The following is an 11,910-nucleotide window of genomic DNA, read 5'->3' on the forward strand; positions in this document are numbered from 1 at the left end:
CGTTCAAGACTGGCCCTGTCGAAATCGATTCCGGTTTCGAAGACCTTGCGCTACGGTCGCGCGAGCCATTCGAGGAGATGCGGAAAAATGTTCCAGACCTTTGATTCCGCCGGCGATCCGGCTGTCGGCAAGCCGCGCGTGGCGACGCTGCGCCAATGGCTGGCCGAGAACAAGCTGGACGGCTTCATGGTGCCGCGCGCCGACGAGCACCAGGGCGAATATGTCGCCGACCGGTCGGCCCGGCTGAAATGGCTGACCGGCTTTTCCGGCTCAGCCGGCGTCGCCATCATCCTGCGCGACCGCGCCTTCATCTTCGTTGACGGCCGCTACACGCTGCAGGTGCGCAATGAGGTCGATCTTTCGATCTTCACCGTCGAGAGCCTCGTCGACAATCCGCCGGCCTCCTGGATCAAGGACAATCTCGGCAAAGGGGCCAGGCTCGGCTTCGACCCGTGGCTGCACACGATCGGCGAGATCAAGGCATTGAAAGCCTCGGCCGAGCAGTCCGGCGCGACACTGGTGCCGCTCGACAAGAATCCGATCGACATCATCTGGGAAGATCAGCCCGAGCCGCCGCGCGCACCGGTGGAACTCCACCCGATCGCCTTCGCCGGCGAGCTCGCCAAGGACAAGCTGGCGCGGCTGGCGGGCGCGATCGAAAAGGAGGGCGCGACGCACGCCGTGCTCACCGACCCGTCTTCCATCGCCTGGGCCTTCAACATCCGCGGCGGCGACGTGGCGCATACGCCGCTGGCGCTCGGCTTCGCCATTCTTGCCGCCGACGGCAAGCATCAACTCTTCATGGACCAGCGCAAATTTTCGCGACAGGTCGCGGCCTATCTCACCCAGCTTGCCGATCCGCACGATCCAGGCGAATTCGAAGCGGCGGTCGCCAACCTTGCCAAGGGCGGCGCAAAAATCGCGCTCGATCCCGTTCTGGCGGCGGAAAAGCTCAAGATGCTGGTCGAGGGCAATGGCGGCGCAGTTGTCTCTGCGCCAGACCCCGCCCGCATTCCGCGCGCCACCAAGAACCAGGCCGAGGTCGCCGGCAGCCGCGCCGCGCATCGTCGCGACGGCGCCGCCGTTGCCAAGCTGCTCTGCTGGCTCGACCGGCAGCAGCCGGATACGCTCGACGAGATCGACGTCGTGACCAAACTCGAGGAGGTGCGGCGGCAGACCGGCGAGGAAACACAGATGCCGCTGCGCGACGTCTCCTTCGACACGATTTCCGGCGCCGGCCCGAACGGCGCCATCATGCACTACCGCGTCTCCCGCGCCACTAGCCGCAAGCTCCAAAGCGGCGAGCTGTTCCTGCTCGATTCCGGCGGACAATACCAGGACGGCACCACCGACATCACCCGCACCGTGCCGATCGGCCAGCCGACCGAAGAGATGCGCGAGCGCTTCACGCTGGTGCTGAAGGGCATGATCGGCATCTCGACGCTGCGCTTTCCGGCCGGCACGCGCGGTTCGGAAATCGATGCCGTCGCCCGCGTGGCCCTGTGGAAGCATGGCTGCGACTTCGCCCACGGCACCGGCCATGGCGTCGGCTCTTACCTCGCCGTGCATGAGGGCCCGCAGCGCATCGCCCGCACCGGCACCGAAAAACTGCTTGCCGGCATGATGCTGTCCAATGAGCCGGGCTATTACAAGGAAGGCTCCTACGGCATTCGCATCGAGAACCTGATCCTGGTCACGCCTGCCGAGCAGATCGAGGGCGGCGACATCGCCATGCACGGCTTCGAGACGCTGACGCTGGCGCCGATCGACAAGCGCCTCATCCGCAGCGACCTGCTGACCCGCGACGAACTGCACTGGCTCGACCAGTATCACGCGCGGGTTCTGGCCGAGATCGGTCCGATGGTGGACGGCGAGACGCTGGCCTGGCTGGAGAAAGCCACGGCGCCGCTGCCACACGACGCCAAGATCTGACTTCTAGCCGACGAACTGCCTGGCCAGAATCAGCACCGCGGCACCGGCCAAAAACATCGCCATCAGGCCGCCGCGCAGCGACACCAGCGCGGTGACGATCAGCGCTGCCCATTCGGCCGGTCCGGCGCCGAGCGCGGCAGGTGCCACAAGTGTCGTCAGCACAGCGGCCGGCACGGCGTTGAGGCCGGCCTCGACACGCGGGTGGACGGTCTCGAAGCGCGAGATGACGAGATGGCCGCCGACGCGCGTGAGATAGGTGGCGACGGCGCCGGCGAAGATGATCCAGAAGGTCGTGCTCATGTGCGCTGCCCCACGCCGCTATGATGCGGCGGCAGAATGACCGCCAGAAGGACGCCGGCAATGGCGCCGATCGAGACATGCCAGGGCGAGCCGACCGTCTTGTAGGCGACGATCGAGGCGGCCGCGCTGGCGACGACCACCGGCAGCCACAGCGGCCGCTTGCGGAAGCCGAGAACCAGGCCGAGGAAATAGATCGGCAGCAGGAAATCGATGCCCAGAGCATGGGTATCCGGGATCATCTTGCCGAAGACCGCGCCGAGCGCGCTTTCGGCCACCCAGAACACATAGACCGGCAGGCCGAGCCCGAGATACCAGACGAACCCGACCGATTGGCCGGACGCCGCGCGCGCCTCGGCCACGGCATATTGCGGATCGGTCAGGATGAAATAGCCCAGCGCCTGCTGCAGCAGCGGCCAATGCGCGATGCGCCGGCCGATGCCGGCGGAATAGAGCACGTGACGGAAATTCACCGCGAAGATCGAGAGCACGATCAGCCAGGGCGCGACATGCTGGCCGAACAATTCGATGCCGACCATCTGGCTGGCGCCGCCGAAGATCAGCGCGCTCATGAGGAATGCTTCCAGGACCGAAAACCCGTTGTCCACGGCAATCGCGCCGAACAGGATCGCGAACGGCGCTGAGGCGACCACGACCGGCATCGACAACCGCACGCCGTCCCAGAAATCGCTCCTCGCACGGCTTTCGGAGATTGCTTCCGCCGTCATCCAACTGCTCCCTTGAGCGGCTTGATTTAGGGAGCGTCGCCCCGCTTGTCACACCAATTCGCTTGAGCCGACGATCAGCGGAACTGATTGCCGGGCTTTGAGCGGCTCAGGCAGCCTTGCCCTGGATCGCCCTGCCCCAATCGAGCAGCGGCTTGGCGCGCAAGGTGAAGCCGACGAGATCGTCAACCAGCGCCGCCATGTAGATGGTTTCGGGATCAATATTATGCCGCACGACGAAATGGCGGTTGCGGACTGCTTGCGCGAGATCGGCTTCGCTGACGTCCTCGAAACCACGCGGCGCGCGCTTCAGGCAATCTTCCCTATCCAGCTCCAGCCCAGTCTTTTTCAGCGCTGAAACCATGGCGCGGAAGGCGGCCGGCTTCGTCACGATCGCCTTGCGCATCGCCTGCAGCAACTCCGGTCCGGGCTGCCACCAGGCGACGCCGGCAAAGCAGCGCTCGAGGCCGATATGCACATAGAACACGCCCTGCTCCATCTTGGTGCCGTCTGGCGACAGGATTGCCGACAGGTGCCGATTATAGGTGCGCTTGTCCTTGGAAAAGCGCACGTCGCGATTGATGCGGAACAGCGACTTCTTGCGGTCGCCGCGCAGGCCAAGTCCCGCCGCCGCGAAACGCTCGCTGAGCGTTTCGACGAGATCGCAGAACGGCTCGTGCAGCTCACTCTCGTAGAGACCGCGGTTTTCCTGGAACCATTCGCGGCTCTGGTGGAAGTCGAGAGCCTTGAGGAAGGGAATGGCCTTCTCGCCAAAACCCTTGAACGCTCCGGCCATCAGCCGCCCCTGCCGATGCGCTGCAGCCAGGTGTCCTCGTCGATCACCTCGATGCCGAGATCGCTCGCAACCTTGAGCTTGGAGCCGGCGCCCGGACCCGCCACCACCAGATCGGTCTTGGCCGACACCGAGCCGGCGACCTTCGCCCCGAGGCGCTCCGCCATCGCCTTGGCCTCGGAGCGCGTCATCTTTTCCAGCGTGCCGGTGAACACCACCGTCTTGCCGGATACCTCGCTGCCGGCCGAGATCTCGACCACATAGGGCTTGGGATGGACTTGCGCCAGCAGCGCATCGAGCACGTCGTCATTGCGCTCATTGCCGAAGAAGTCGTGCAAGGCGTTGATCACGGTGTCGCCGATGCCGTTGATCGACGGGAACACGTCATGCGGATCCTGCGCCTTCGCCGTCTCCTTGCCGACGCGGATCAGTTCCTCGATGGTCGAGAACTGGCGGGCAAGCACCGCCGCCGTGGTCTCGCCGATATGGCGGATGCCGAGCGCGAAGATGAAGCGGTCGAGCTCCGGCTCGCGGCGCGCGTCGATGGCTGCAAACAGCTTGTCGAGGCTTTCGTAGTTGCGATCTTCGACGCTGCGCACATTCTTGCGCGTCTTGCCCGATGCGGCCTCGCGCAGTCTCGCCTGCTCCTCACGCCGCTCCGCCAGCGCCTTGGTGACGGCCGGCCGGCGGTCCTTCAGCGTGAAGATGTCGGCGGCGGTCTTGACCAACCCGGCATTGAAGAACAGGTCGATGTTCTCGGCGCCGAGGCCCTCGATATCGAGCGCGCCGCGCGACACGAAGTGGCGCAGCCCCTCCACGGCCTGCGCTGCGCAGATCAGCTCGCCGGTGCAGCGGCGCCGCGAATCCTCCTTGCCGGTCTTCTCGTTGATCTCGCGCGTCGCCGGCGAGCCGCAGACCGGGCAGGTGTGCGGGAACTCATACGGCACCGCATCGGCCGGCCGCTTGTCGATGACGACCCTGACGATCTGCGGGATGACGTCCCCTGCCCGCTGGATCACCACCGTGTCGCCGATGCGAACGTCAATGCCGTCGCGGATCGGCTGCCCATTGCTGTCAAAACCCTTGATGTAATCTTCATTGTGCAGCGTGACGTTTTCCACCACCACGCCGCCGACCGTCACCGGCGCCAGCCGCGCCACCGGCGCCAACGTGCCGGTGCGGCCCACCTGGATGTCGATCTTCTCGACCGTCGTCATCGCCTGTTCGGCCGGGAATTTGTGGGCAACTGCCCAGCGCGGCTCGCCGGTCACAAAACCCCAGCGGCGCTGCAGCTCGAGCTGGTCGACCTTGTAGACAACGCCGTCGATGTCGTAGCCCAGCGAAGAACGCTGCTCCTCGATCCGATGATAGTGCGCGATGAGGTCGTCGATCGACTTCGCCCGCACCATCAGCGGACTGACCTGGAATCCCCATTCCTTGAATTTCTGCACGGAACCGTACTGGGTTGGAGCGGGATCTGCCGTCGTGTAGCCCCAGGCATAGGCGAAGAATTTCAGATTGCGGCTGGCGGTGACGGCTGGATCCTTCTGGCGCAGCGACCCGGCCGCCGTGTTGCGCGGATTGACATAGTCCTGGCCGCCGATAGCTGCCGAGCGCTGCTTCAAAGCCTCGAACTCCGCGTAGGTCATGTAGACCTCGCCGCGGATTTCGATGACGTCCGGCCAGCCCGAGCCCTGCAACTTCTTCGGGATGTCGGCGATGGTCTTGAGATTGGCGGTGATGTCCTCGCCGACCGCGCCGTCGCCGCGTGTCGCGCCCTGCACGAAGATGCCGTTTTCATAGCGCAGCGATGCCGACAGCCCGTCGATCTTCGGCTCCGCCGTGAAGGCGATGTCGAGATCCTTGTCGCGGTCGAAGAAGCGCCGGCCACGCTCGATGAAATCGGCCACGTCCTGGTCGGTATAGGCCTTGGCGAGGCTCAGCATCGGCACGGCATGCCGCACCTTGGTGAAGCCTTCCGCCGGCGGCGCGCCGACCCGACGCGACGGCGAATCCTCGCGGACGAGATCGGGAAAGCGCCCCTCGATGGCAAGGTTGCGCCGCGCCAATGCGTCGTATTCGGCGTCCGAAATCGTCGGCGCATCCTCCATATGGTAGCGCCGGTCGTGCTCGGCGATCTCCGCCGCCAGCCGCTTCAGCTCCTCCGCGGCCTCGCTTTCGCTCAGCGAATCGACTGGTTTTTCAGACATGAAGCGCGGTCCTCGAATTGTGGCGGGCCACTATAAATCAGGATTCGGTATGGAGGAGTCCGCTTGCGCAAAAATCATTGCCGAACAGCAGGATGCAGCCACCTGCTGACTCGGCATTCCAGCCGGGGAATCAAGAAGCCTAGGCTGCCGCCGTGTTCTCGCGCAGCAACCGCTCGGCGGCGGCGCGCGCTTCATCGGTGATGGTGGCGCCGGCCAGCATGCGCGCGATCTCTTCCTGGCGCGCCGCGCGATCCATTTCGGCAACGCCGGTTGCGACACGGTCCTTGCCGCCGGACTTCGAGATTAGAAAATGCGTCGCGGCGCGCGCCGCCACTTGCGGCGCATGCGTGACCGAAAGCACCTGCACCCGCTTCGACAGCCTCGCCAGCCGCTGGCCGATGGCGTCGGCCACGGCGCCGCCGACGCCGGTGTCGATCTCGTCGAAGACCAGGGTTGGCGCCGAGCCGCGGTCGGCAAGCGCCACCTTCAGCGCCAGAAGGAAGCGCGACAGCTCGCCGCCGGACGCAACCTTCATCATCGGCCCGGGCCGTGTGCCCGGATTGGTGCGCACCCAGAACTCGACCTGGTCGATGCCTTCTTCCATGCGGCTTTCGGCATCGCTCACCATCTCGACGATGAACTCCGCCCGCTCGAGCTTGAGGGCCGGCAGCTCGGCCATCACCGCCTTGGTGAGGCCCGCCGCCGCCGCATGGCGTAGCGAAGAGAGCTGCGCCGCGGCTATGTCGTAAGCTTCGCGCGCGGCGGCGGCTTGTTTTTCAAGCCCGTGCAGGCGTTCCTCGCCCGCATCGAGATCGGCAAGGTCGGCCGCCATCGTGTCGCGCAGCTGCGCCAGATCGTCGACGGCGACATTGTGCTTGCGTGAGGCCGCGCGCAGCGAGAACAGCCGCTCTTCCGCCTTTTCCAGTCGCTGCGGATCGTATTCGGTGGCGCGTAGTGCTATCTGGACGCCGGACTGCGCCGCGTCGAGCGAGATCATTGCCTCGTCCAGCGACTTCACCACATCGTCGAGCAGGCCCGGCACCTCACCCGATTTGCGCTGCAGCCGCCTGAGCAGGCTGGCGAGCTGCGGCAGGGGCGAAGACGGCCCCGACAGCACATCCTGCGCATCGTGGATCTCGGACGCGATCTTTTCGGCGCGCATCATCTGGGCGCGCAATTCGGCAAGCTCGGTCTCTTCGCCCGGCTGCGGATCGAGCTTCGCCAACTCGGCGACCGAGGCCCTGAGATAATCGGCCTCGCGCGCCGCCGCCTCGACCTTGGCGCGGTGCCGCGAAAGCTCCTGTTCGCAGTTCCGCCAATAGCGCCAGGCTTCGCCCGTCCCGCGCACGGCGCCGAGATGGCCGCCGAAACTATCCAGCAATTCGCGGTGGGCGCCGGGATCGACGAGCGCCCGCTCGTCATGCTGGCCGTGTATCTCGACCAGCGCGCGGCCGACGTCGCGCATCAGGGTCACGCTGGACGGCTGATCATTGACGAAGACGCGGGTACGTCCGTCGGCGGTCTGCACGCGGCGCAGGATGATGTCGCCATCATCCTCGATGTCGTTGTCGGCAAGCAGCGCGCGCGCCGGGTGGTTGCGCGGCACGTCGAACACGGCGATGACCTGGCCCTGCGCCGCGCCATGGCGGACGAGCGAAGCGTCGCCGCGCGCGCCAAGCGCCAGCGACAGCGCATCGAGGAGGATGGATTTGCCGGCGCCGGTCTCGCCGGTCAGCACCGAAAGCCCAGGCAAGAAGTCGATGTCCAGCTTCTCGATCAGGACGATATCGCGGATCGACAGTCTGGACAGCATCAGAAGTGTCAGGCGCCGGTGATCAGCTTCCCAGCCTTGGAGATCCACGACCCGGCATTCTCGCGCGGTTCAAGCCCGTTGCTCTGCAGGAGCTTGTAGGAATCCTTGTACCACTGGCTGTCCGGGTAGTTGTGGCCGAGCACCGCTGCGGCTGTCTGCGCTTCCGACGTCAGGCCCATCGCGTAGTAGGCTTCGGTCAGTCGCGCGAGCGCCTCCTCGACGTGGCGCGTGTTGGAGTAGTTCTCGACCACGGTGCGGAAGCGCTTGACGGCGGCGATATATTCGCGGCGTTCCAGATAGTAGCGGCCGATCTGCATCTCCTTGCCGGCGAGCTGGTCGGTGGCGAAGCGGATCTTGTCCTTGGCGTCGTCGACATATTCGGAATTCGGCCAGCGGGTCACCAGGTCCTGCATGGTCTGCACCGTCTGGCGCGCTTCCTTCTGGTCCTGGGTGACGTCCTTGATCTGCCGGTAGTAGCTCAAGCCGATGATGTACTGCGCATAGGCGGCATCGTCGGTTGACGGATAGAGCGTCAGGTAACGTTTGGCGGAACCGATCGCCTCGTCATAGTTGCCGGCGCGATAATCGGCGAAGGCGCCCATCACCATCGATTTGCGGGCGAATTCCGAGTAGGGATGCTGGCGGTCGACGGCGTCGAACTTCTTGCTCGCCTCATCGAGGCGGCCGGCATTCAGATTGGCGAGGCCCTGGTTGTAGAGAACGTCTGCGGGTTCGGTGTGGTCGACATAGGTCGCCAGATTGACGTCCTTCTCGGACGACATGCAGGCCGACAGCATGAGCGACGGGGCGACCAACGAAAACGCCAGGAAAACAGCCCGATACGGCGCCTTCGATTGACCAACTCGCGAAAAAAACATGTTTGGATTCCGCCCTTTCGGCGTCGTTTCGGTCTCGGCCGCAGCCATAAACCATTATCCCCTTGCCCGGCAACGCTATGTCCGGCCAATCGCACATTTTTGTGGCGGTTTGGGACCGTGCCCAAAGCCGCTCGATTTCACGGGTTTGTGATGCATTTGCGCAACACCGGCTTCGCTACAAAGCCAGAAAATCGTTAAAAATCAGATGACCCAGGGCGCGTAGACCGGTCCGCTGACGGCGATCATTTCGGCGACCCGGCCGCGCTCGCGGCGCCGCGTCTCGACGATCTCGAAGGCCGTACGGTCCGAAAGCAGGCGGCGCAGCGCCGCCGCGTTCATCCGATGGCCGCCACGATAGGAGCGGAAGCAGCCGATGAAGCGCGCGCCGGCAAGCGCCAGGTCGCCCATGGCGTCGAGCGTCTTGTGGCGGGCGAATTCGTTCGGATAGCGCAGTCCGCCGACATTGATGACGCGGTTGTCGTCGCCGATGACCAGCGAGTTCTCCAGCGACGACCCGAGCGCGTAGCCGGCGGCCCACAGCCGCTCGACATCCTTCATGAAGCCGAAGGTGCGGGCCCGCGCGATGTCGCGGCGGAAGATGTCGGGGTTGATGTCGGAGGCGAAGAGCTGGCGGCCGATGGCCGGGCTCTCGAAGTCGATCTCGACCTCGAATCGCGTGCCGTCATAGGGGCGGAACTCGGCCCAGGATGCACCGGCTTCGACGCGGATCGGCTTGACCACGCGGATATAGCGGCGCTTGACCGAAAGCGTGTCGATCCCCGCCTGGTCGAAGGCTTCGACAAAGGCCACCGCGCTGCCGTCGAGAATGGGGACTTCCGGACCGTCGATCTCGATGATGAGATTGTCGATGCCAAGTCCGAACACCGTCGCCATGAGATGTTCGACGGTTCCGATATGCTCGCCGACCGGATCGCCGAGCATGGTGCACAGGTCGGTGGCACCGACCTCGGAGACCAGGGCGCGGAACTCGCGGAACTCGCCGCCAGTCGCGAGGTGGAACACGATGCCGGTATCGGCGTCGGCGGGCAGGAAATGAACGGTGACGGGCTTGCCGCTGTGGACGCCGGTGCCGATCAGCGTCACGCGCGCCTTAACTGTCGTCTGATAGTCGTGCAAGACAAAACCCCATAAGCCCAAACCGCCTGTGTCCGCTTGTCAGCCTTAGGCATTATCGGCCCGACGGATCATCTGGCCTGCGCGCAAAAGCGGCGAATGAGCAAGGCAGCGGCTCTGATAACATCGGCAGGCAGGGCCAACTCCCCGAATCCCGGCAAACCGACTTTAGTCCGACGCGAAGATAGTGGCCCCTCCGGGAGACTCCAAATCACGGTTTCTTACCCCGTGTAACCGCTGCCCTGAACGAAGAAACGCTCGTAATCCGTTGTTTCTCCATAACTTTTGAAGGCAACAGGCAGACGATCTCTCGCCCGCCTGTTAACAGCTGTTATATATCGTTAGTGCATGTTCTGCCCGAAAGTGCGCAGCGGTTTTGGGAGAACGACATTATCAACATTGCTTAAAGCGCGGCGCGTAGGCGGCGCGCTTTAACGATTAGTTCGCCTGGCGACGCAGGAACGCCGGGATCTCCAGCTGGTCGTCTTCCTGCACCGTGCGGGTTTGAGGCGTGAGGCGCCCCTGGTCGTCGAGCTGGCCGCGGCGCGGCGCATAGAGCTGCGGGTCCTGGCTGGCGAGGCGGCGCATTTCCGGTGCCGCCTGGCGCAGTTTCGGCTCGCGCGGCTGCGCCGGCTGCAGCCGGGCCGGCTCTTCCTCGCGGCGGGTCAGGCCGTTGGTCAGCCGCTTGATCAGCCCCATCGGTCCGCTGTTCTCATGATCCGCAGGGCGGCTCTTGGCCTCCACCTCGGCCCTCACGACCGGTGGAAAGTCCTCGACGCGCGGCATGCGCTGCGGCGCTGCAGCCACAGGCTGCGGCATCTCGCGCTGCGGCGCGGGCTGCATGACCGGCTGCTGGGCGATCGGCTGCGGCTGAGGCTGGGCCGGCGGAGCCTGGAAGATCTTGCTCTGCGGGCGGAAGTCGTCGACCGGCGCGGGGCGCGGCTGTGCCATCGCGGCGGCGTTCGCCTCTGCAAGCTGGATCGCCTCGGCGACCGGATCGACCGCGCGCGGCTCGTAGGCCTGCTGCTGAACCGGTGCGGGACGGCTTTCCTGAACAGGTGCCGCGGGACGGGCGACCGGCTTCTGCGGCGCGCGGATGGAGATTGGCGCCGCGGCGATTTCGGCTGCCGACTTGTCGATGCCGGTAGCGACCACCGAGACGCGGATCACGCCTTCCAGTTCCTCGTCGAAGGTGGCGCCGAGGATGATGTTGGCGTCCTGGTCGACCTCCTCGCGGATCCGGGTCGCGGCTTCGTCCACCTCGAACAGGGTGAGGTCACGGCCGCCGGTGATCGAGATCAGCAGGCCCTTGGCGCCCTTCATCGAGGTCTCGTCGAGCAGCGGGTTGGCGATCGCCGCCTCGGCGGCGGCCATGGCGCGGCCCTCGCCCGAAGCCTCGCCGGTGCCCATCATCGCCTTGCCCATCTCGCGCATCACCGAACGGACGTCGGCGAAGTCGAGATTGATCAGGCCTTCCTTGACCATCAGGTCGGTGATGCAGGCAACGCCGGAGTAGAGCACCTGGTCGGCCATGGCGAAGGCATCGGCGAAGGTGGTCTTGTCGTTGGCCAGCCGGAACAGGTTCTGGTTGGGGATGACGATGAGCGTATCGACGCATTTCTGCAGTTCCTCGATGCCCATGTCGGCCGTCTTCATGCGGCGCTGGCCCTCGAAATGGAACGGCTTGGTGACGACGCCGACGGTGAGGATGCCCTTCTCGCGCGCCGCGCGGGCAACGACAGGTGCAGCGCCCGTGCCGGTGCCGCCGCCCATGCCGGCGGTGACGAAGCACATATGCGTGTTGGACAGATGATCGATGATCTCGTCGATGCATTCTTCCGCCGCCGCGCGGCCGACTTCCGGCTGCGAGCCGGCGCCGAGGCCTTCCGTGACATGCGCGCCGAGCTGGATCAGCCGCTCAGCCTTCGACATCGTCAGCGCCTGCGCGTCGGTGTTGGCCACCACGAACTCGACGCCGCGCAAGCCGGCTGTGATCATGTTGTTGACCGCGTTGCCGCCGCCGCCGCCGACACCGAACACGGTGATGCGGGGCTTAAGCTCGGTGATGTCCGGCTTCTTGAGATTGATGGTCATAGTCTCCGTCCTTTGCCTTTCCCGCCGCCTCGCC

9 protein-coding genes are annotated in these 11,910 nt (G+C 65.3%); 1 reads left to right on the top strand and 8 read right to left on the bottom strand.

Annotation, left to right across the window (positions count from 1 at the left end; all coding sequences use genetic code 11):
• Window positions 1–87: 87 nt before the first annotated feature.
• Window positions 88–1,932 carry an aminopeptidase P family protein gene (locus CK221_RS20425; RefSeq protein WP_095779032.1) on the top strand — a complete coding sequence of 615 codons (1,845 nt, stop codon included), beginning with the start codon at window positions 88–90 and terminating at the stop codon, window positions 1,930–1,932.
• 3 nt (window positions 1,933–1,935) lie between these two features.
• On the opposite strand, the gene CK221_RS20430 is transcribed toward CK221_RS20425, so the two are convergent.
• From CK221_RS20430 to ftsZ, 8 genes are all read right to left on the bottom strand, one after another.
• Window positions 1,936–2,232, bottom strand: coding sequence for an AzlD family protein (locus tag CK221_RS20430; RefSeq protein WP_095779033.1), 297 nt, complete (start codon window positions 2,230–2,232; stop codon window positions 1,936–1,938).
• Window positions 2,229–2,957 carry an AzlC family ABC transporter permease gene (locus tag CK221_RS20435; protein WP_095779034.1) on the bottom strand — a complete coding sequence of 243 codons (729 nt, stop codon included), beginning with the start codon at window positions 2,955–2,957 and terminating at the stop codon, window positions 2,229–2,231. Before CK221_RS20435 ends, CK221_RS20430 begins: the two co-directional genes overlap by 4 nt.
• Before the next feature lie 106 nt (window positions 2,958–3,063).
• Complete coding sequence (locus CK221_RS20440) at window positions 3,064–3,750, bottom strand: TIGR02453 family protein (protein ID WP_095779035.1); 687 nt, start codon at window positions 3,748–3,750, stop codon at window positions 3,064–3,066.
• On the bottom strand, window positions 3,750–5,957 hold the full coding sequence (gene ligA / locus CK221_RS20445; RefSeq protein WP_095779036.1) for an NAD-dependent DNA ligase LigA: 2,208 nt from the start codon (window positions 5,955–5,957) through the stop codon (window positions 3,750–3,752). The genes CK221_RS20440 and ligA overlap by 1 nt, the downstream gene beginning before the upstream one ends.
• A gap of 139 nt (window positions 5,958–6,096) precedes the next feature.
• On the bottom strand, window positions 6,097–7,770 hold the full coding sequence (gene recN, locus CK221_RS20450) for a DNA repair protein RecN (protein WP_095779037.1): 1,674 nt from the start codon (window positions 7,768–7,770) through the stop codon (window positions 6,097–6,099).
• Between the two features lie 8 nt (window positions 7,771–7,778).
• Window positions 7,779–8,648: an outer membrane protein assembly factor BamD gene (locus CK221_RS20455; protein WP_066990991.1), complete on the bottom strand. Its 870-nt coding sequence runs from the start codon at window positions 8,646–8,648 to the stop codon at window positions 7,779–7,781.
• A 201-nt stretch (window positions 8,649–8,849) separates the two neighbouring features.
• Window positions 8,850–9,785 carry a UDP-3-O-acyl-N-acetylglucosamine deacetylase gene (gene lpxC, locus CK221_RS20460; RefSeq protein ID WP_179295173.1) on the bottom strand — a complete coding sequence of 312 codons (936 nt, stop codon included), beginning with the start codon at window positions 9,783–9,785 and terminating at the stop codon, window positions 8,850–8,852.
• Between the two features lie 435 nt (window positions 9,786–10,220).
• Window positions 10,221–11,876 (bottom strand): cell division protein FtsZ, encoded by a 1,656-nt coding sequence (gene ftsZ, locus CK221_RS20465; RefSeq protein WP_095779039.1) that lies wholly within the window; start codon window positions 11,874–11,876, stop codon window positions 10,221–10,223.
• Between the last annotated feature and the right edge of the window lie 34 nt (window positions 11,877–11,910).

Origin of the sequence: Mesorhizobium sp. WSM3868 (assembly GCF_002294785.1) — a bacterium.
In the GTDB taxonomy this organism is placed as follows: domain Bacteria; phylum Pseudomonadota; class Alphaproteobacteria; order Rhizobiales; family Rhizobiaceae; genus Mesorhizobium.

Coding starts and splice junctions, on each gene's coding strand:
- ftsZ (WP_095779039.1), bottom strand. CDS start 11,876: ATGACCATCAATCTCAAGAAGCCGGACATCACCGAGCTTAAGCCCCGC.
- ligA (WP_095779036.1), bottom strand. CDS start 5,957: ATGTCTGAAAAACCAGTCGATTCGCTGAGCGAAAGCGAGGCCGCGGAG.
- CK221_RS20430 (WP_095779033.1), bottom strand. CDS start 2,232: ATGAGCACGACCTTCTGGATCATCTTCGCCGGCGCCGTCGCCACCTAT.
- CK221_RS20425 (WP_095779032.1), top strand. CDS start 88: ATGTTCCAGACCTTTGATTCCGCCGGCGATCCGGCTGTCGGCAAGCCG.
- recN (WP_095779037.1), bottom strand. CDS start 7,770: ATGCTGTCCAGACTGTCGATCCGCGATATCGTCCTGATCGAGAAGCTG.
- CK221_RS20440 (WP_095779035.1), bottom strand. CDS start 3,750: ATGGCCGGAGCGTTCAAGGGTTTTGGCGAGAAGGCCATTCCCTTCCTC.
- CK221_RS20455 (WP_066990991.1), bottom strand. CDS start 8,648: ATGTTTTTTTCGCGAGTTGGTCAATCGAAGGCGCCGTATCGGGCTGTT.
- CK221_RS20435 (WP_095779034.1), bottom strand. CDS start 2,957: ATGACGGCGGAAGCAATCTCCGAAAGCCGTGCGAGGAGCGATTTCTGG.